This is a genomic window from Kribbella alba (assembly GCF_039529635.1).
GTDB lineage: Bacteria > Actinomycetota > Actinomycetes > Propionibacteriales > Kribbellaceae > Kribbella > Kribbella alba.
Genome location: NZ_BAAANE010000011.1, coordinates 70,171 through 89,315, shown reverse-complemented (window position 1 = coordinate 89,315; position 19,145 = coordinate 70,171). Strand labels below are relative to the sequence as shown.

Sequence of the window (19,145 nt, the reverse complement as noted above, 5' to 3'; positions counted from 1 at the left end):
TCATGACCGTCCTGGTGCCTCGCGTGGACGTCGTGGCGGGTCAGGCGGTGCGGCGGTCGGCTCGTTTGGCTACGTAGCGGCGGACCTTCTGGTCAGTGCCGCAGATCTCCATCGAGCACCAGCGCCGACTGCTGTTCTTGGACTGGTCGAGAAACAACCACGGACAGCCCGCGCAGCGTTTCAACCGGCCCAGCAGGGGACTCTTGAGTAGCGCGTACGCGCTTTCCGCGACGGGCCAGAGCGGTGACTCGAGCTCGTTGAAATCCCACGTCGGAGCCAGCTGAGGGCCGACGGGAACCAGGCGGGCCTGCTGGATCGCGGTTGCCACGAATTGCTGCAGCTCGTCCCATCCAGTGGTCGGCGCGCGACCGTCGATCACCGCGGCGAAGGTCTCGTTGATCGCGGACCGCAGCGAATCGGCCCGGCCGACCACCGTGGCTGCCCGGCGCGGATGCTGTTCAGCCGTACTGCGGAGTGCGGTCACCGACCCGGCCGGCACGATCCTGACCCGCTCGGACCAGTTGAGCAGGCCTTCGTAGTCGATCACGTGGTCGAAGCGCTCGGGCCCCAGCGGATCGTCGACGGTATTGGCGAAATCGAGCGCGAGCTGACCGGCGACGATCGGCAGCTCCCGGATTCCGGGCGGCCGCTGGCTCGTCCGCTGCACTGTTTCCATCGAAACGCACTTTACCAGTAATGGTTTCGGCGATGCCGGGCACTGTTACCAGCATGAGCCGTTTGACTGGGAACACTCGGATCGGCCTCGCGGTGCTCTGCACGGCGCAGTTCGTCGTCGTACTCGACGTGACGATCGTGGCCACCGCGATGCCGAAGATCGGCGCCGACCTCGGGTTCGCGGCTGCCGACCTGTCCTGGGTCATCACGGCGTACACGGTCGTCCTCGCGGGTCTACTGATCCTCGGTGGCCGGGCGGCGGATCTGGTCGGCGCCCGCCGGATCTTCCGCGCCGGGCTGGTCACGTTCTCGGTCGCGTCGTTGGCTTGTGCCCTCGCCTGGTCGCCCACCGTACTGATCACTGCTCGAGGGGCTCAGGGCGTCGGGGCAGCGCTGCTGTCACCAGCTGCGTTGGCCGCGCTGAACGAGCTCGTCCAGTCGGACGCGCGGCGCCGGGCGCTCGGTTGGTGGACCGCCGCAGCAGCGGGCGGCGGTGCGAGTGGCTGGGTGCTCGGCGGACTCATCACGGAGTATGCAGGCTGGAGATGGGTCTTCGCCGTCAACGCCCCCATCGGCCTGGCCGCGCTCCTCCTCAGCCACCTCCTCCCACTCTCGGCTGTGAGCGCCCGGCTCGGGGTCCGTCGGCCGCGCGGCCTGGTGGCGTCGCTGGACTTGGGTGGCGCCGTTCTGGTCACGGTTGGGATCGCGCTCGGAGCGCTTGGCTTGTCGTTGATCTCCGAGGGGGCCGGGAGCTGGGCCGGATGGGTCGCCGTTGGGTTGTCCTCGGCGGCGTTGGCCTGGTTCGTGCGCCTCGAGCGACGTGCCCGGCAGCCGCTCGTGCCCGGAAGCCTGCTTCGAGCGCCCGGCGTGCTGGGAGGCAACCTCACCGCGGCCGCGCTCACCGGCTCGACCACGCCGGCCATGCTCATGGTCGTCTTGTACGTGCAGGACACGCTCGAACTGCCACCGGCTCGAGGTGCGCTACTCTTCCCAGCCTTCAACGTCGCAGTCATCTGCGGTTCTCTGCTGGGCCCGATCGGTGTTGTTCGCTGGGAGATTCGGCCGATGCTGGTGGGCGGATTCGCTGCAGTCGTGAGCGGTACGGGCTTGCTGCTGATGCTGCCCGAGGAGGCTTTGCCGAGGGCGCTACTACTCAGCGCCTTCGCGTTGATGGGTGTGGGCCTTGGCGTTGCATCTGTCGCGTCCACCACCGCCGGGTTGATCGCAGTCGTGAAGGCCGAGCGTGGAGTTGCCGCGGGTCTGCTCAACTCAACAGCCCAGCTGGGCACGGCTCTGGGGCTCGCCCTCGTCTCACCGCTCGCGGCAACCGCCGCACCGATGACCGGCTACCGGATCGGCTTCGTAGTCGCGGCGCTGATCGGCGTCGCAGGTGCCGCGAGCGCTCTGACCGTCCCGCGCCACCTCGCAGAACCAACCGATCAACCACCCCAACCCACCGGCTGACCGCCTCGGCCGGGGTGGCAAGACGCGGGGTCGGCGGGGATGGGTGTGCGGACGGGTGATCAGTGGGGGGTGGGGTGTGCGGACGGGGCGTCAGCGGGTCGGGCGGAACTGTGGCCGGCGGGGAGGTTTCGGTCCAGGTGGTCGGCGTGGAAGAGGGCCTGGTCCAGGAGGCGTTGGACGTGGTCGTCCGCGGCGGAGTAGTAGACGAAGGTGCCCTCGCGGCGGCCTTTCACCAGGCCTGCCAGCCGGAGTTTGGCTAGGTGCTGGCTCACCGCGGCGGGCGCCGCGCCGGCTAGTTCGGCCAGGCACGCGACCGACGATTCGCCCTGCAGGAGCGCCCACAGGACCTTGATCCTGGTCGGATCGGCCAGCAGGCGGAACGACTCCGCGGCGAGGTGGACCTGTTCCTCGTTCGGCATCTCGAAGTTCTCGATCGACGAGTGCATGCTCGCAGCCTAACCATCAGGCCGCGTCGCCTTTGTGCTTCCGTCCCAAATATCTGCTTGGGTGCGTGTATGCATGTTTGCGCAGATAGCATGTGCTGGTGACTGTCGAGACGATCGCACGTGACGGAACCGATTCAGCCGCCCGGCTGTTGCCGACCGACGGGTGGTGGCGCAGCGCGTGGTCGCTGGCTGAGGTCCGGTGGGCCGCGGCGGCGACCGCGCTGTTCCTTGCAGGTCTGGCGGTGCAGTTGGCTGGTGGTCCTGGCGGGGTGAGCTGGTCGCTCTTCATCGCCTGTTACGTCGCCGGTGGCTGGGAGCCTGGCTGGGCAGGACTGCAGGAGTTGCGCAACAAGCGGCTGGATGTCGACCTGCTGATGGTCGCGGCCGCGATCGGTGCCGCCGCCATCGGCCAGGTGCTCGACGGCGGCTTGCTGATCGTCATCTTCGCCACCTCCGGAGCGCTGGAAGCCGTGGCGACCAAACGCACCGAGGATTCCGTCCGAGGCCTCCTCGACCTCGCCCCCGATACCGCGACCCGCGTAGGCACCACCCGCCCGTCCCCGGCGGAAGAACACGCCGCCCCGCCACCAGGGAAGACCGCCCGGCCACCCGTCGCGTGGGAGGAGATTGTCTGGGCAGCTGGTGAGGAGAAGGTGCGGGTTGCCGAGCTGGCTGTCGGGGAGGTGATTCTCGTGCGGCCGGGGGAACGGATCGGGGCCGATGGGACTGTGCTGGACGGTGCCGGCGAGGTGGATCAGGCGACCATCACCGGTGAGCCTTTGCCGGTGGACAAGGCGGCTGGTGACGAGGTGTTCGCCGGCACCTTGAACGGCACCGGCGCGCTGAGGGTCAGGGTCGACCGCCCGGCGGAGGAGTCGGTGGTCGCGCGGATCGCCGGACTGGTTGAGGAAGCCGCTCGGACAAAGGCCAGGACGCAGCTCTTCATCGAGAAGGTCGAGCAGCGGTATTCGATCGGCATGGTCGTCGCAACGGTCGCGTTGTTCCTGATCCCGTTGCTGTTCGGGCAACCGGTCACCCCGACCCTCCTCCGGGCGATGACGTTCATGATCGTGGCGTCGCCCTGCGCGGTTGTGCTGGCAACCATGCCGCCTTTGCTCGCGGCGATCGCGAACGCCGGACGGCACGGCGTACTGGTCAAGTCAGCCGTCGTGATGGAGCAGCTAGGAGCCACCAGCCAGGTCGCGCTCGACAAGACCGGAACCCTCACCCGCGGTACACCACAGTTGGCCGAGATCAGGCTTGTAGCCGGCACGCGATTCAGCAGCGACGAGATCCTGGCGCTCGCAGCCTCGGCCGAGCACCCCAGCGAACATCCACTTGGTACTGCGATAGTGGCCGCCGCCCGCGAGCGCGGACTTCGCCTGAAGCCGGTCGACTCCTTCACCGCTACCGCCGGCAGCGGTGTCACCGCGGTAGTCGATGGGTTGAAGGTGCGAATCGGAACCCCAGCCGCCTTCTTGCCTGACGCAACATTCAACGCCCGACCGGCTGCGCAGGCCGGGCGTACTGCGCTGGTGGAGGTTCAGGATCTTCGGGGAGCCGGGGCGACTGCGGTGGTGGTGTTGATTGATGGGGATCCGGTCGCGGTGCTTGGCATCTTTGACGAGGTTCGGTCTGAGGCGGCTGAGGCGGTTGAGGAGCTGGCTCGCCTGACGGGCAAGACGCCCGTGCTGCTCACGGGTGACAACGCCGTGACTGCGAAGCAGGTGGCGTCCGCTGTCGGGATCACCGACCTTCGGGCGGACTTGTTGCCTGACGGCAAGGTCGCCGCAGTACAGGAGCTTCAGGGCGCTGGGGAGCGGGTGACGGTTGTCGGGGACGGCATCAATGACGCGCCTGCGCTCGCCGTAGCGCAGGCGGGGATCGCCATGGGTGGCGCTGGTTCGGATCTGACGCTTCAGACTGCGGATGCGATCGTGGTGCGCGATGACCTGTCCACAATCCCGGCGGTGATCGCCTTGTCGCGCCGCGCTCGCCGGGTCGTCATCGCGAACCTCGTGATCGCGGCAACCTTCATCACCGGGCTGGTCATCTGGGACCTGTTCGGTCACCTCCCACTGCCGCTCGGTGTCGCGGGGCATGAAGGCTCAACCGTCATCGTCGGACTCAACGGGCTGCGCCTCCTTCGCAACGCCGCCTGGAACGGCGTCCGAGCCGGCTGACCGCTGCCTCGCGGGGGCCTGTGGTTGCTCATGGCAATGGACTTGAGCTCGTAACCGCGTGTAACACGGACGACAATTGGGACTTGTAGCGTCCCTGGGGTGACAGCTGGTGGGTCGTCGGAGCGGCGGCGGGTTCGGACCTGGTTCGGGCGGTATCAGATTGCCGACTACATCGGCGAGTCTGCCTACGCGGATCGCTATGAGGCGGCCATGCGGCGACGGTTCCCAGGGTTGGAGATCACCAACGAACCCCTTCCCGCGGCACGGCAGGACCAAGAGCTCGACGGCATCGAGACAGGCAACCCACTCGGCCTGGTCTGGAGCTGAGTTCGGTCACTGCGTGTGGGCCTGAGTGCTGGCCGGCCCCGCCTCGTTCAGGGCTCGTAGACTGGGTCGATGGCGTCCTCCGATCAGCAGTTGCGTGCGTTACTGGCGGCTGATCGTGCTGTAACCGCGGATCGCGTCGCGGCACTCAGTCAGGACATCGAGGCGATCGTGGAGGCCGCACGGCTGGTCGCCACTGACGATGAGCACGACCCGGAAGGCTCGACCATCGCGTTCGAACGCTCGCAGACCACGGCCTTCCTCGCCGACGCTCGCAAGCACCTGGACGATCTCGACAGCGCGCTGGAACGAATCGAAGCCGGCGACTACGGCCGGTGTGAACTCTGCGGCCAGCCGATCGCCCCTGAACGCCTGCTGGCGCGACCCGCTGCCCGCACCTGCATCAACTGCGCCAGCTGACCAGCAGCCGGCTCGGGCGGGCCGCGGAGCTGGATTCAGCCCAGTTGGCGGGCGAGGGGGCCGGTAGTGACGAGGTCGTGGGCAGCTTCTCGGGTGGCCGGGGATGAGTCGAGGCGCGTTTCACCGACAGGGTCGAACTTGGTCTCGTTCCAGTAGACGAGGGCCTTGAGCTGGGGGCGTCGGCTCAGGCCGTCGCGGACCGTGCCGAGCATGTCCGCCTTGGTCTTGGAGTCCTTGGTCTGCTCGTTGACTCCCCACTCGCCGAGCATCATCGGCTTGCTCGGATGGGTTGCCACCGCCCAGCTGTAGAAACCGGGCCACTCCGGGTGGTTCGCAGCGTCCCGCCGATCGACGGCCGAGGCGAAGTCGGTCCAATAGTCCGGCGAGTCTCCGAAGATATAAGGATCTTCGGCGATCCAGTCGACCACGTCATCGCCCGGATAGAGGCTCTCGAACCACGGCTGCGATCCCCACTTCGCGGTGCCGGTGTAGTTCATCACGAAGACCGCGTTGGTCACGCCGTTCTGGCGCAGCCGCTGCACCACGTGCCGGTACATCGCCCGGTAGTCCTCGGCGGTCATCCCCGAACCAGGACTCGGATCGACCTCGTCCTCCGGCTCGTGGTGGATGGTCAGGAAGAACTTCTCCGGGAACGTCGTCTTCAGGTACTCGGCCTCGGCGTCGATCGCCGCGTCCACCTTCTTGTTGCCCCTGGCTACTTGTGCCCAGGTCTTGCCCAGCTCGGGCTTCCAGTTGAGCAGCAACAGTCTCTTCTTGCCCGGCTCCCGGGCGCGCTTGATCATCTCCGCGGTCGGGAACAGGTCCGGGCTCGAGTTGTAGTAGTGCGCGATGTCGACCGTCCGGCCGATGCCGTCCTCGAACGCGGTCAGAGCGGTGTCCCACGACTCGTCACCGAGTGGATTCGCGGCCACCCCGAAGAGTGCTCCACACGACGGCACCAGCAGAGCGGACAGCGTGCAGTGCGCCTTGGGCGTGCCTGTGCCCGGTGGAACCTTCGGTTGGCTGACGGGCTGGTTGTCGGTCAGCCGAACTGCCATGACGACAACCAGGACCAATCCGACGGCCCCGGCCGTCACCGCTGCCCACACCCAGTGCCCCCGGCGACGCGAGACCCCACCCTGCTCTCCGCCCATCTCGCGATTCTGCCCGCTCCTGGCTGAGTAGCTGCTGAGAATCCGGTACTGCGCGGCGTCGGCGGAGGTCCGGCTACACCCAACCCCGGTCTTAGAGTCCCCCATGGCAGCTCATCGTCAGCGAATCCGACCGGGGGACCTGCCCCGGTTCGCCAGGGCCGCCGACCTTGCCGATGTATAAGCTGTGGCTTACGCTTCGGTAATGCAGGTGAATCCTCAGGTGGTCCAGGCAGTTCTCGTCGCGCTCGCAGATCCGTCGCGACGCACGTTGTTGCAGCGCTTGGCGCACGGGCCGGCGACCAGTGGGCAGCTGGCAGATCTACTGCCGATGAGCCGTCCGGCGGTCTCGCAGCACATCAAGGTGCTGGCCGATGCGGGGTTGCTGAGCACGACGGTCCAAGGGCGCGAGCACTGGCACGAACTCGCTCCAGGCGGTTTGTCGGAGGTGGAGCAGTGGATCGCCATCCTGGTCGATCGCTGGACTGCGGCACCGACCCTGACCACCGACCGGCGCGCCGGCAAGAAATCCCAGCACACTCAGTAGGAGTCGACATGCACGCACCCGTCACTTATCTAGAGCTGAACACAGCCGATCTGGACGCGTCGAAGCAGTTCTTCAGTTCTGTCTTCGGTTGGTCGCCGCAGCCGTTCGCAGCGCCCGACTACCTGGTCTCGCCGCACGGTGACGGTCCGGGGATCGACACTGCCCTGCTGCCGTCGCGCGATGGGCAGCCTCGAGTTGTGCCGGTGATCCGGGTGCCCGAACTGGACGCCGTGCTGGCGTCGGTCGAGAAGGAGGGCGGCACTGTCGTCGTACCGCCCTTTGCCATCGGTGGCGTCGGTCGCGGCGCCTACATCTCCGACCCGACCGGCGTCCTGATCGGCCTGCACATGTACGACGCCACTGCCTAGTGCTACAGCCGGAGTTTGTGATGTTGCGGGGACGGCCCGGACTGCGCAGCGGTCACGAAGCGGCGGCCTTGAACACCAAACAGGGACCGGGGACACGAAATAACGTGTTCAAGGCCCCGACTACCTGTCCCAGGTCCCCACTCTTGGTCAGGGCGGCACCCTCCCGCGGCCCCCTGCCGAAGGCATCATCACGAACTACGGCTGTCGTACTAGGTCGCCGCGTTCGTAGGTTGCGCTCAGGGCCTTCGCCAGGGGCGGCGGGTTGCGATGGCTGCCAGGCCCAGGAGGGTGGGGACTGCGAGGGCAACGGGTACTGCGCCCGCGGTGTCGAGGGTTTGGCGAGCTGCCACGGTGACGTGGACCGGCGAGCTGACGACCAGCGGGCCGTCCTGAGGGATCAGGACGACGTAGAGCGCGAAGTGGCCTGAGTTGACTGCCTGGACCTCCCAGTCCAGCGGGGCTTCCTCTCCCGGCGGCACCGGCTGGGTGACGTCATGGGTCCAGTCCTCCAGGTCGACGTACACGCCGTCGAGACTGGTGACGTTGAGGTGCGCGATCGCGGGCGCGGCCCGATCGCCGGTGATGGTTGACTCCAGCGTCAGGTTCTGGCCGACGACAGCGGTGAGCTGGTTCTTGTTCATCGTGATGACCGGTGATGGCGGGGCAGCAGCGGCCGCGGCCGGCGCTGAAACCAGTGCTGCGGCGAGCATCGCGCCGGCGAGAAGGCTGAGCCGACTCATTCGGAATGCACCTCCAGCTTGACGATGCGAGGTGCGGCCGCGATCAGCAGACCGCAGACGACGAGGGCGACCAGTGCGGGTGAGATCAGGTAGGCGAGGTCATGAGACCAGCTGCGGCGGCTGACCAGAACTTGCGAGATGTAGTGCAGGGCGGATCCGATCGGGTTGATCCGGACCAGCAGTTCGCCGAAGCCGGTCTTCGGAAGTGCGGGCAACTGCGTCGGAGCGAACAGGACCAGCAGCATCAGCAGGCTGAACGCCAGACTGGTCTTGTTGGAGTTGGTGAGGGCGCTGATCAGCAGCCCCAGACCGCCGAGCCCGATCGCCACCAGGCTGCCGACGGACAAGGCGAGAAGTGCTGCCTGCCCGGCTACGGCCACACCTCGCCCGAGGACCCATAGGTAGGGCAGGGCGACGAGGAGACAGGCGAGCCACAAGGTCGTTGCCGCGAACAACTTCCCGGCCACGATCGCCCGTCTGGACACCGGAGTGAGCAACAGTGCCTCGAAGGTACTGCGCTCCCGTTCGCCGCTGATCGCGTCCGCGCTGACCAGCAGGGTGAGCAGTACGCCGACAGTCAGGGCCACCTGCAGCGTGAGGTTCACGGCCTCGCGTTGTTCGAGGAAGTTCATCGCCTGGTTCGTGGCGGCGAGGTAGGTCATCGCACTCAGTAACACGCTGAAAGCGAAGACCAGCAGGGGCCCGCGGCCACCGAGCCACAGATCCCGGCACTCCTGTTCGGCGACCACCGGCCAACGTGCCGCAGTACGGGACTTGTTCTCTTTCATGGCCGGTTCTCCCCGGTCAGGCTGAGGAACGCGTCCCCCAGGCTGGTGGTGCCCGCGGCGGTCAGGACGTCGGCGACCGAACCCGCCGCGCGCAGCCGGCCATGATCGAGAATCAGCACGGTGTTGCAGATCTGTTCGACCTCGGTCAGCGTGTGGGTCGACAGCACGACCGTCGCGCCGCGCTGCTGGGCGATCAGTTCGACGGTGGCGAGGATCTCCCGTTGGCCCGCGGGATCCAGGCCGAGGGTCGGCTCGTCGAGGAAGACCACCACCGGCTCGTTGATCAGCGCCCGGGCGATTCCCAGTCGTTGCCGCATGCCACGGCTGTACGTCGAGATCCGCGAGCCGGCACGTTCGCCGAGACCTACCTCGGCGAGCAGCCGATCGGCGGCGGCACCGGCATCGCGGCGATCGCGACCGAAGAGCCGCGCCGCGTAGCGCAGGTAGTCCCGACCGGTCTGCCGGCCGGGATAGCCGGCACTTTCGGGGAGTACGCCGATCCGCTGCCGGATCTGTGCTGGGTGATCGCCGGAGATCCCCGCCACCGCGAACGAGCCGCCGCTCGGGCGGAGGATAGTGGTCAGCAGTCGGATCGTGGTCGTCTTCCCGGCACCGTTGGGCCCGAGCAGGCCGATGATGTCGCCCTGGCGGGCGGTGAAACTCAGGTCGTCGACGGCGGTCCGTTCGCCGTACCGCTTGCTGAGGCGGACTACTTCGAGGGTCGACATGGCCCGACGGTAGGGCCGCGGTCCTGAATCCAGCCTGAACGGCGGATTCAGCCGGTGTTCAGCGACAATGGACCAGGATCACCTCGGAGGAGGTGTCAGATGCGCGCGCTGGTGGTCGAGGACGAGAAGCGGCTCGCCGCGGGCCTGCGGAACGGCCTCGAGGCCGAGGGCTTCGCCGTCGACGTCGCGCTCACCGGCACCGACGGCCTCTGGCTCGCCCGCGAACACAGCTACGACGTGCTGGTGCTCGACCTGATGCTGCCGGAGATCGACGGCTTCGAGATCTGCGCGACGCTGCGGACCGAGAACGTCTGGACGCCGATTCTGATGCTGACGGCAAGAGATGACGACACCGTCCAGATCAAGGCCCTCGACACCGGCGCCGACGACTACCTGACCAAGCCCTTCTCGTACGCCGTACTGGTCGCCAGGCTGCGCGCTTTGGTACGCCGCGGGGCGGTCGCGCGTCCCGTTGTCGTCGAAGCGGGCGATCTGCGGTTGGACCCTGCGGCTCGTCGGGCCTGGCGTGGCGAGGCGGAACTCGACCTGACCGCGCGGGAGCTCTCGTTGCTGGAGTTCCTGATCCGGCGGCAAGGTGTGGTGGTGTCGAAGCGGACCATCCTGGAACATGTGTGGGACTACGACTTCGAAGGCGATCCCAACATCGTCGAGGTCTACGTTCGGCGCCTTCGCAACAAGCTGGACCGGCCCTACGGCAGGTCCGCCATCGCGACCTTGCGTGGTTCGGGCTACCGGCTGGCGGCCGATGGCGGATAGGAGGCCGGCGCGATGACGCTGCGAGTGCGGGTGACTCTTGCCGCGGTGCTCGTCGTCGGTCTTGCGCTGGTGGCCGGGGCATTGGTGCTGGTCGCGTTGCTCGGCTCGGTGCTCACGGACCAGGTCTGTGCGGATACCAGGGAGCGGGCTTCGGTGCTGGCCTCGAGCGCCGGCGTCTCCCGTGGGCTGTCGTCGACACCGTCTGAGCTCGTGCAGGTGATCGGCAGCTCCGGTCAGGTGGTGGGGGCGCCGGGTCAGCGCAGGTTGGCCGATCCAGGCACTCGATGTGTGGCGGTCGAGCCCCCCGGATACGGCGAGGACTTCGTCTTCGCGGCCGCACCGGTGAACCAGCCGGGTGGGGTGGATCAGGCCGGCGGTGACGGTGGGGTTCAGGTGATCGTGGGTCGACCGCTGGTCGACGTACTGGATTCCACCAGGTTCGTCACCCGCGTTCTGCTGATCGGACTGCCGCTGATGGTGCTGGTGGTGGGCGGCGTCACCTGGATCGTGACCGGGCGGATGCTGGCGCCGGTGGGCGCGATCCGGCGCGAGGTGGACGCGATCTCCGCCGCCGAACTGCATCGGCGGGTCCCCGCGGTGCACAGCCGGGACGAGATCGGCAGGCTGGCTGCCACGATGAACCGGATGCTCGACCGGCTCCAACGGGCGCAGGAAAGTCAACGGCGCTTCGTCTCCGACGCCTCGCACGAGTTGCGTTCCCCGGTCGCTTCGATCCGCCAGCACGCTGAAGTCGCGCTGGCCCATCCGGAGCGGTCGTCGCTGGACGACCTGGCCAGCACGGTCCTGGCCGAGGACCTTCGCATCCAGCGGCTGGTGGACGACCTGCTCCTGCTCGCCCGGGCCGACGAACAAGACTTCACGCTGCCGAGGGTGCCGGTGGATCTGGACGACCTGGTCTTCGCCGAGGCGCAGCGGTTGCGCACGGCAACGGATCTGGAGATCGACACCTCTGCGGTGTCCGGCGGCCAGGTGCTCGGCGACGAGACCTCGCTGCGGCGGGTGATTCTCAACCTCGGCGAGAACGCCGGCCGCTATGCGCGGCGACGGATCGTTCTGTCGCTGCAGGAAGAGGACGGGGAGGTGCTACTCACCGTGTCCGACGACGGTCCGGGCATACCGGTAGCCGACCGTGAGCGGGTCTTCGACCGGTTCGTCCGCTTGACGACCGCCCGCGGCAGGGATGACGGCGGGAGCGGCCTGGGCCTCGCGATCGTGGCCGAGGTTGTCCGGCTTCACGGCGGCACCGTCCGCCTAGGCCAGAGCACGGACGATGGCGCCGTGGTCGAGGTGAGACTTCCTTCCGCCTGATCATGCCCGCGAGTGAGGCCGGTACTCCTGGCGTCACCCCGCGGTGCGGCGGCCGGTTGTAGGGTGCCGGGGTGAACTCGAGGAGGGAATCGGACGAGGAGCGGCTGTCGCCGCGGGACAAGTGGATCACGATCTTCGGCCGGAAACCGGTGCTCGAGGCGCTCAACGATCCCGGACTGTCGGTCGCCAAGGTGGTCGTCGCGGACAACGCCACCGGCCGGTCGCTGGACGACATCCTGCGGGCCGCCGATCGGGCCGGTACTCCGGTTCAGCGGGCCTCGCCGAGCCGGATCCAGTGGCTGGCGGGGAACAGCCGCCACGACCAGGGCGTGGTCGCCGACATCAACGCTCCGCGGATGACGCCCTTGCAGAACTTCGTCCGGGATCGCGGCAAGCGTCCGACCAACGTGTTCCTGCTCGACGGGGTGACGAATCCGGGCAACGTGGGGATGATCCTGCGGACCGCGACCGGCGCGGGTTTCGACGGGGTGATCCTGCCGCGAGCCGGTACTCCGCACGTCGGGCCGCTGGTGATCAAGGCCTCGGCGGGTGTCGCGTTCCAGGCGCCGATCGTGAATTCGCCGACCGCGCGTGCGGCGGTCGACGAACTGCGGTCCGCCGGCTACCGCATCTACGGGTTGTCGGCGCGGTCCTCGCAGTCTTTGTTCAAGGCGGAGCTGGCGCCGCGGGCCGTGTTCGTGCTCGGCGGGGAGACGAACGGCATCTCCGTCTCGACTGACGAGGATCTCGAGATCCCGCTGCACAACGGCGTCGAGTCGTTGAACGTCGCAGTCGCCGCGGCCGTAGTCGCCTTCGAGGTCACCAACCGCGACTGAGGGCCGTCCGTCGGGTTGATGGGGACGAGTACAAGCTGGTCGGCCCGAACGATGCGAGCGCGGTCGGTCAGGCGTAGCTGCGGAGGCCGGAAAGTAGGCCGCTGTGGAAGGGGTTGGCGTCGACGGCGTCGAACCAGGAACTGCCCGTTGTGAGTGGTTCAGCGGGTGGCACGGTGACCGGTGCAGGCGCAGCGCCGGATGCCCCGCGGCTGCGGAGCTCGAGGTCCAGCTCCGGTGCCGGCATGTCCGGCAGCAGGATGAACGAATCCGCCAGGGCAGCCCTGCCGTCTGCGCTCAGGCCGTCAGTGCTCAGGTCCGAACCGTTCAAGCCGTCCGGGCTGGGGCCGTCTACGGACAGGCCCGCTGCCGTCAGCGCATCGAGGACCAGCGCGGCACGTTCCGCCGCGGCGGTGGGGTTCTTGCGGACCTTCTCGAGATCGGCGACCACCGACGACCACGTCACCGCGGGGTCGCCGTAGTCGATGGCTCGGCTGAGTCGGCCGACGGCGATACGCGTCGCGGCCGGCGCCAAGGCGGACATCAGCGAGCGCACTCCATAGCGCGCTCTTCCACCCACCACCGCGAGCCGCAGGTGTGCCTCGGTCGCGTCGATGACGTTGCGATACACGTCGTCGTGCTTACGGGAGACCACGATGAGGTCGGCCAGCGCGCCGCGTTCGATCCGGCCCACCGGGTGTGGCCAAAGCCCCGACAAGGCCTCGCCGGGATTGGCTGTGGCCATTCGCACCAGGTCCTCGTCGGTGAACACCTTGGTCGGCTGGGCTTTGTTCCACAGGTCGGCAACTTTGAGTTCCCACAGCACATTGCGGGTGCCGGACGGCCCCCAGTCCGAACCGATGCACAGCCGGACACCCTCCGCTTTGGCCGCCGAGATATCCGCCGTCGCGCCGTAAAGCCAATAGTTCGAGAACGGCGACCAGACCAGGCTGGAGTTTCCGTCCCGCAGCTGGTTGAAATCGGCAGCATTCAACGCGCCGCCGTGGATTGCCACCAGCTGAGGTTTGACCACGCCGACTTCACCGAGAAGCTGGAACTCTTTCCGGAGTTTCGGGTCGGAGCCTTCGGCGGTGTGCGCGATGAATCCGCGTCCCTGCCGCACTGCCTCGGCGTACGGCGCGAGTGCTTCCGCGTTGTCGGCGACGAGGGTGCTGACCCGGATGAAATCGTCGTGGGTGCCGAGTTTCTCCGAGTCGACATTGCGGATCAGGTCGTTGTCCGGCGGCACTGCGCCGCGCGGATTGCCCTGGATCGAGGTGGTCCCGCCCACGATCGCGCGCGTTTCGGCGTACCGGAGCAGGGCCCGGCCCGCGGCAGCACCCAGCAGCCTCGCGGGTGCGCTGATCGTGCCGCTGTACGACGGGGCGCGGCCCCACTGGTTGTGGGAGGTCCACGGTGTCGTGCGCGACGGCTCAGTCCACAGCGGCAGGCTGTTGTACATCAGGTGGTTGTGCAGGTCGATCAGGCCCGGGTAGATCACTCCGCCGGCCGTGACGCGCGGGGCGTCGTCGAATCCCGGTGGTACTGAGTCGCCGGGGGTGACGGCGGCAATGAGTCCGTCATCGCCGACATAAACCGAGCCGCGACTGAGCACTTCACCGCCGGGTCGCATCGTGACAACCGTGCCGCGAAGAACGAACATGGTCCACCTCCGAAATCTCCGCCCCGGCCGGGTGATCACGAGCGTAGGCTATTGATCCTCTTCGGGGAGGTATTCGATGGTGGATTTCGATGGGGGACCGCCGGCTGTCGTCGCCCGGCATTTCGCCAAGGTGCCGAGTTATGCCGAGCACCGGGAAATGTTCTGGCACGACTGGGGCCCGATCTTCTACCGCGGCAGGCTGAATCGCTCGGCCCGGCTGCTGGGGATCGCCTCCGATCCCGGGCCGACCGAGCGGATCGCCGGGCGCACGCTGGTCGGTGACGCCGGCCAGCGCGTTCAAGGCTTCCTGACCAAGCTCGGGCTGACTTCCAGCTACAGCCTGGTGAACGCGTTCGCCTATGCACTGCTGCCGTCTCATGCCCAGTCGGCCACGCCGCTGCTGTCCGAGCCCGAGCAGTTGGAGTGGCGGAACACGCTGCTCGACCTGATCACCGGGCCGAGTCTCCAGGCGATCGTCGCTTTCGGTGGGCAGGCCCGAGCGGCCGTGAGGTTGTGGGACGGGCAGCCTGACGTGCCGGTCTTCGAGGTCCCGCATCCGTCCAGCCGGAGTCCGAAGGTTCTGCTGGACAGTTGGCGCGCCGCGGTGACCGAGCTCCGGACCGTCGTCACGCCGGATCCCGACGGCGATGCGACCGTGCCGAACTACGGCCCGAAGTTCCTCGAGACCGACTACGCCCGGATCCCGGCCCGCGATCTGCCCTTCGGCGTTCCACCCTGGCTCGGTGACGACGCGTGGGGGCGGACCGACCGGCCCAAGCACAACAACAGCGTCGAACGCCCCGCCACCGATCTCCGCAACACCCTCGTCTGGCGCGCCCCGAAACACGTCTGACCGGGAGCCCGACTTGGTGCAACGGTTGGCGTCGGCCGGGCTGCGGTCTTGACCCGTTATAGCGAGCGGCGGAGGCTGGCGAAGGGGACCGGCTGCGAGGAGATGCTGCGTTATGACCAAGGTGCTGATTCTGACCGGGGACGCCGCGGAGACGCTCGAGGTGTTCTACCCGTACCAGCGGCTGCAGGAAGAGGGCTACGAGGTTCATCTGGCCGCGCCGACGGCGAAGAAGCTGCAGTTCGTGGTGCACGACTTCGTCGACGGCTTCGACACCTACACCGAGAACCTGGGACACACCTGGCAGGCCGATCTCGCCTTCGCGGACGTGGACCCGACGGAATACGTCGCGCTGGTGATCCCGGGCGGCCGAGCGCCGGAGTACATCCGGAACGACGAGGACGCCCAGCGGATCGTGCAGCACTTCTACGGCGAGTCGAAACCCGTCGCGCAGCTCTGTCACGGACCACTCCTCGCAGCCGCTGCCGGCGTACTGAAAGGACGCAAGACGTCGGCATATCCCGCTCTCGCGCCCGACATCCGGGCCGCTGGTGGTGAGTGGGTCGACGGGGATGCGGTGGTCGACGGGAACGTGGTCTCAGGCCGCGCCTGGTCGGATCACCCGGGCTGGATGCGGGCTTTCATGACAGTGCTGAAGGAGCACGCTCCCGCTTAGTGGGGTTTGTGGCGCGAGCTACCTTTTCGAGCATGGTCCGGCGGTTGGTTATAGCGGTGGCGCTGGTGGCTGCCCTGGTGGGCTGTTCGAGCGCCGCCGAGAATACAGCCAGTACGCCGTCCGCGACGGGCCCGGCGACGTCGCCGATTCCCGAGAGAACACCTTCCCCGAAGCCGTCCCGGTCGTCGGCGCAGTCGTCAACGCCGCAGCCGACGAGCCCGACGCCCAGCAAACAGCGGACGACGGCTGTAACGAGTCTGGGCATCCCGGCGATCGGAGTGACCAGTCTCCGGGTGGTCGCTTATAACGGCACCGCGGACGACCGCCCGGGCACGGTGATCCAGAACCGCCGGGTCGCGGCCAGCCCCCGGGGTCCGGCGGGCGGAGTCGGTCCGGGCGAGATCGGGAACTTCATCGTCACCGCGCACCGGACTACCCACGGCCGGCCGTTCGGGAAGGTCCCTCAACTGGGCAACGGCGACCACATCCTGGTCACGCACAACGGATACGTCTACGACTACGTGGTGGTCCGGACGATGGTGATCTCGTTCCGCAAACCGGCCGAGAAGGCCCAGCAGAACGCCGTGGTCCCAGGGCGCCCCGGTGAGGTCCCCACCCGCGCGATGATCACGCTCTCAACCTGCGCGACCACCGAGGACCACGCTCAGGGCAACTACTGGAAGGACGAGCTCGACAACCCCGAACACCGCATCGACAAGATCGGTGCCCTGGTCGCCACCCGCCCCGCTACCTGACCTCGGATCACGGCTCTCGCGCGGCCGGCTGCGGGAGTGGGTGGCCGGCGCCGCGGAGTACGGACCAGGTCCGGTCAGCTGCGGCCGAACTTCCACCACTTCGGCTTGTTGGCCTTGATCTCGTCCTCCGTGAGCGGCGGTGGAACCGGGGGCTTGGACTCCTCGGTGAGGAAGTTGCCCGACTCGGTGTCGTACGGCGTGACGCCCAGGCGGGCGCTGATCTCCATCACGACCGGGATCGAGCGGGGCCCGTCGTTCAGGTAGAAGGTGACGTCGCGAACGTCGACGCCCTTGCCGATCGTCATCTCGACGTCGTACTGGTCGCTCTTCAGCAACAGCCAGGAGCGTCTGCTCGCGTCCACCCCCGGCGCCACTTCACGGACCAGCTTGACCACCTCGTCCGCAGTACCAAGTGTCGGTGGTTCGTACCCATCGGGAATGTCCTCGAGACGGCGGACGCCGCCCGGACCTCGCATCGCGTAGATAGCCCAGCTCATACCCACAGCATTGCTCAGCACCGGTGATCCGCGCACACCCGGGGCGCGGCTCAGCCGGGTTCGCGGACTCACGACCAGGGCGCCCGGCACCTCCCGGGCTGCCGGGGTCAGCTCGGTTTGCGGGCGGTGACGAGGGCGAAGGAGAGGTATTCGCCCTGATCCTTCTCGAGCATCTCAATGGTGGGGTCATGGGTGCCGTTGCGGTCCGAGATCGCGTGGGCCCAGGTGAGCCAGTCGTGCCAGCCGGACTCCTGGAGCCGGGCCGAGGTGACCTCGACGAGTTCGGTGATCTCCCAGTGGAACCTCCACCAGTCGGCCGTGTGCCAGGCTGTCGCCTCCCAGCCGACCAACTGCTTGATGTGCTCGGGGATGTACCCGAGATCGCGGATCTCCCGCGTCATGGCGGGCGTCGCGATGCCGAGCTGCCCGCCTGGCTTGAGGAAGCTGGTGATGTAGGCCAGGTAGCTGTCCGCAGTACCGAAGTACTCGTAGGCGTCGATGCAGACGATCGCGTCGAAGAAGCCGCGCGCGAAGGGGAGTGCGTGGGCCTCGGCCTTGAGTGCCGTCACCTCGACGCCGTGTTTCGCGAAGTTCCCGGTCGCTTCGGTCGGGTCGGTCCAGAGGTCGGCCGCCCACACCTGTACGCCGTACTCCTTCGCCAGGAAGACGCTGGTCGCCCCTTTGCCCGAGCCGAGGTCGAGCACCCGCAGGCCGGGCCGCAGGTCGAGATCCTTGGCCAGATCCTCGAGCAACCACAGCGGATGGGGGCCCATGTCGTTCTCGAGCAGCCAGTCGGCGTCGTACTTCGAGGAGCGCGGATATTCGGCACGCGTCAGGTCAGCCACGCGGCCAGCCAACCGCGCCGGCCCGTCCGCCGCAAGCTGATTGACCAGCGCGCCGAGTCCGGCCGCGCCGAGTCCGGCCGCGCCGAGTCCGGCCGCGCCGACCCGATGCCGGGTTCTTCGACCGATAGCGGCTTCATTTGACGCCAGTCGACGAAACACCCGTCAGCCGACCCGCTCGTGCCAGTGGAGCGACGGACCACCTGCCGGGAACGCCGTTTCCTCGACCGGGGCGGGAAATTGAGCGGCGGTGAGTCGGCAGATCGGTGATCATGGGGCGATGGTTGAACTGGATCCGTTGATTCGTGGGTTCTATCGGGATCGGTATGTCGAGGACGATCGGCTGAGCCGGAGTGGGCACGGGCAGCTGGAGTTCCTGCGGACGCAGGAGCTGGTACGCCGATATCTCCCGTTGCCGCCAGCAACTGTTCTGGATGTCGGTGGCGCGACGGGTGTGCATGCGAAGTGGCTCGCGGGTGACGGGTATTCCGTGCATCTGGTCGATCCGGTCGTCGAGCACGTCGAGAAGGCTGCCGCTGTTGGTGGATTCGCTGCTTCGGTGGGCGATGCGCGCAAGTTGGAGCAGGGTGATTCCAGTGTGGACGTGACGTTGCTGCTCGGGCCGCTGTATCACCTGGTGGAGGCAGCCGATCGTGCGCAGGCGTTGGCCGAGGCGCGCCGCGTGACCCGGCCGGCTGGGCTGGTGGTTGCCGCTGGCATCAGTCGGTACGCCGGACTGCTGGAGTACGGGAATGCCGGGCTGCTGAACGAGGAGACTGCACAGGAGTTCACCGCGTCACTGGCGACGGGACGGAATCACGACGACCCCACCGGGTTCACGAACGCGTACTTTCATCATGCGGATGAGCTGCGGTCCGAATTCGAGGCAGCCGGGCTGCGCGACATCGTCGTACTGGGTGTCGAAGGTCCGGCCGCGCCCACTATGGACAAGGCGTCCCCCGAGGAGGTGTCGACCCTGATGCCGTCCGCGGTCCTTCTCGCCCGCATGCTCGAGGCGGATCCATTGATGATGTCGGCCAGCCTGCATTTCCTGGCCTTCGGCCGCGTTGGGCCCGCGGCCTGACTGCT

22 protein-coding genes are annotated in these 19,145 nt (G+C 67.7%); 13 read left to right on the top strand and 9 right to left on the bottom strand.

The features are described from left to right. Nucleotides 1-40: 40 nt before the first annotated feature. Nucleotides 41-676, bottom strand: a complete 636-nt coding sequence (locus tag ABD210_RS29090; protein ID WP_344115768.1) for a CGNR zinc finger domain-containing protein — start codon at nt 674-676, stop codon at nt 41-43. Nucleotides 677-729: 53 nt separating this feature from the next. Between ABD210_RS29090 and ABD210_RS29085 the strand changes: the two genes are divergently transcribed. Next, entirely contained in the window at nt 730-2,139 is a 1,410-nt protein-coding gene (locus tag ABD210_RS29085) for an MFS transporter (protein WP_344115766.1), read from the top strand. Between the two features lie 59 nt (nt 2,140-2,198). Here ABD210_RS29085 and ABD210_RS29080 read toward each other — a convergent pair whose 3' ends face one another. Next, nucleotides 2,199-2,585, bottom strand: coding sequence for an ArsR/SmtB family transcription factor (locus tag ABD210_RS29080; protein WP_344115765.1), 387 nt, complete (start codon nt 2,583-2,585; stop codon nt 2,199-2,201). A gap of 98 nt (nt 2,586-2,683) precedes the next feature. On the opposite strand from ABD210_RS29080, the gene ABD210_RS29075 reads away from it, so the two are divergent. From ABD210_RS29075 to ABD210_RS29065, 3 genes are all read left to right on the top strand, one after another. Then, nucleotides 2,684-4,768, top strand: a complete 2,085-nt coding sequence (locus ABD210_RS29075; protein ID WP_344115762.1) for a heavy metal translocating P-type ATPase — start codon at nt 2,684-2,686, stop codon at nt 4,766-4,768. A 99-nt stretch (nt 4,769-4,867) separates the two neighbouring features. Further along, nucleotides 4,868-5,095 carry a hypothetical protein gene (locus tag ABD210_RS29070; protein ID WP_344115761.1) on the top strand — a complete coding sequence of 76 codons (228 nt, stop codon included), beginning with the start codon at nt 4,868-4,870 and terminating at the stop codon, nt 5,093-5,095. Between the two features lie 69 nt (nt 5,096-5,164). Next, nucleotides 5,165-5,512 carry a TraR/DksA family transcriptional regulator gene (locus ABD210_RS29065; RefSeq protein ID WP_344115760.1) on the top strand — a complete coding sequence of 116 codons (348 nt, stop codon included), beginning with the start codon at nt 5,165-5,167 and terminating at the stop codon, nt 5,510-5,512. A 35-nt stretch (nt 5,513-5,547) separates the two neighbouring features. Here the strand turns inward: ABD210_RS29065 and ABD210_RS29060 are convergent, their stop codons facing one another. After that, the gene (locus ABD210_RS29060; RefSeq protein WP_344115759.1) at nt 5,548-6,666 is read right to left on the bottom strand and encodes a glycosyl hydrolase; all 1,119 of its coding nucleotides are present in this window, start codon (nt 6,664-6,666) and stop codon (nt 5,548-5,550) included. Nucleotides 6,667-6,868: 202 nt separating this feature from the next. On the opposite strand from ABD210_RS29060, the gene ABD210_RS29055 reads away from it, so the two are divergent. Together ABD210_RS29055 and ABD210_RS29050 are read left to right on the top strand one after the other, a co-directional pair. After that, a complete protein-coding gene (locus tag ABD210_RS29055; RefSeq protein WP_344115757.1) occupies nt 6,869-7,210 on the top strand; it encodes an ArsR/SmtB family transcription factor in 342 nt (113 codons plus the stop codon). 8 nt (nt 7,211-7,218) lie between these two features. After that, nucleotides 7,219-7,578 carry a VOC family protein gene (locus ABD210_RS29050; RefSeq protein ID WP_344115755.1) on the top strand — a complete coding sequence of 120 codons (360 nt, stop codon included), beginning with the start codon at nt 7,219-7,221 and terminating at the stop codon, nt 7,576-7,578. Nucleotides 7,579-7,814: 236 nt separating this feature from the next. Here the strand turns inward: ABD210_RS29050 and ABD210_RS29045 are convergent, their stop codons facing one another. From ABD210_RS29045 to ABD210_RS29035, 3 genes are read right to left on the bottom strand one after another with little or no spacing between them, the layout of a single operon-like run. Next, nucleotides 7,815-8,318 carry a hypothetical protein gene (locus ABD210_RS29045; RefSeq protein ID WP_344115753.1) on the bottom strand — a complete coding sequence of 168 codons (504 nt, stop codon included), beginning with the start codon at nt 8,316-8,318 and terminating at the stop codon, nt 7,815-7,817. Continuing rightward, the gene (locus ABD210_RS29040; protein WP_344115751.1) at nt 8,315-9,106 is read right to left on the bottom strand and encodes an ABC transporter permease; all 792 of its coding nucleotides are present in this window, start codon (nt 9,104-9,106) and stop codon (nt 8,315-8,317) included. The genes ABD210_RS29045 and ABD210_RS29040 overlap by 4 nt, the downstream gene beginning before the upstream one ends. Beyond that, the gene (locus ABD210_RS29035) at nt 9,103-9,834 is read right to left on the bottom strand and encodes an ABC transporter ATP-binding protein (protein ID WP_344115749.1); all 732 of its coding nucleotides are present in this window, start codon (nt 9,832-9,834) and stop codon (nt 9,103-9,105) included. Before ABD210_RS29035 ends, ABD210_RS29040 begins: the two co-directional genes overlap by 4 nt. A gap of 99 nt (nt 9,835-9,933) precedes the next feature. Between ABD210_RS29035 and ABD210_RS29030 the strand changes: the two genes are divergently transcribed. The 3 genes from ABD210_RS29030 to ABD210_RS29020 all read left to right on the top strand — a co-directional run bounded on the left by ABD210_RS29030 (nt 9,934) and on the right by ABD210_RS29020 (nt 12,776). After that, nucleotides 9,934-10,611 (top strand): response regulator transcription factor, encoded by a 678-nt coding sequence (locus tag ABD210_RS29030; RefSeq protein WP_344115748.1) that lies wholly within the window; start codon nt 9,934-9,936, stop codon nt 10,609-10,611. 12 nt (nt 10,612-10,623) lie between these two features. Next, nucleotides 10,624-11,940, top strand: coding sequence for a sensor histidine kinase (locus tag ABD210_RS29025; RefSeq protein ID WP_344115747.1), 1,317 nt, complete (start codon nt 10,624-10,626; stop codon nt 11,938-11,940). Nucleotides 11,941-12,011: 71 nt separating this feature from the next. After that, entirely contained in the window at nt 12,012-12,776 is a 765-nt protein-coding gene (locus ABD210_RS29020; protein WP_344115745.1) for a TrmH family RNA methyltransferase, read from the top strand. A gap of 67 nt (nt 12,777-12,843) precedes the next feature. Here ABD210_RS29020 and ABD210_RS29015 read toward each other — a convergent pair whose 3' ends face one another. Next, complete coding sequence (locus ABD210_RS29015; RefSeq protein ID WP_344115743.1) at nt 12,844-14,436, bottom strand: amidohydrolase family protein; 1,593 nt, start codon at nt 14,434-14,436, stop codon at nt 12,844-12,846. Between the two features lie 76 nt (nt 14,437-14,512). Here ABD210_RS29015 and ABD210_RS29010 point away from each other — a divergent pair, with 76 nt between their 5' ends. From ABD210_RS29010 to ABD210_RS29000, 3 genes are all read left to right on the top strand, one after another. After that, nucleotides 14,513-15,289, top strand: coding sequence for a uracil-DNA glycosylase family protein (locus tag ABD210_RS29010; RefSeq protein ID WP_344115741.1), 777 nt, complete (start codon nt 14,513-14,515; stop codon nt 15,287-15,289). 112 nt (nt 15,290-15,401) lie between these two features. Next, a complete protein-coding gene (locus ABD210_RS29005; protein ID WP_344115740.1) occupies nt 15,402-15,962 on the top strand; it encodes a DJ-1/PfpI family protein in 561 nt (186 codons plus the stop codon). Between the two features lie 32 nt (nt 15,963-15,994). Next, nucleotides 15,995-16,717 (top strand): class E sortase, encoded by a 723-nt coding sequence (locus tag ABD210_RS29000; RefSeq protein WP_344115738.1) that lies wholly within the window; start codon nt 15,995-15,997, stop codon nt 16,715-16,717. Between the two features lie 74 nt (nt 16,718-16,791). Here the strand turns inward: ABD210_RS29000 and ABD210_RS28995 are convergent, their stop codons facing one another. Together ABD210_RS28995 and ABD210_RS28990 are read right to left on the bottom strand one after the other, a co-directional pair. Then, nucleotides 16,792-17,214: a hypothetical protein gene (locus ABD210_RS28995; RefSeq protein WP_344115736.1), complete on the bottom strand. Its 423-nt coding sequence runs from the start codon at nt 17,212-17,214 to the stop codon at nt 16,792-16,794. 107 nt (nt 17,215-17,321) lie between these two features. Beyond that, nucleotides 17,322-18,059 (bottom strand): SAM-dependent methyltransferase, encoded by a 738-nt coding sequence (locus ABD210_RS28990; RefSeq protein ID WP_344115734.1) that lies wholly within the window; start codon nt 18,057-18,059, stop codon nt 17,322-17,324. A gap of 277 nt (nt 18,060-18,336) precedes the next feature. Here ABD210_RS28990 and ABD210_RS28985 point away from each other — a divergent pair, with 277 nt between their 5' ends. Further along, complete coding sequence (locus ABD210_RS28985) at nt 18,337-19,140, top strand: class I SAM-dependent methyltransferase (protein WP_344115732.1); 804 nt, start codon at nt 18,337-18,339, stop codon at nt 19,138-19,140. Nucleotides 19,141-19,145 lie beyond the last annotated feature (5 nt).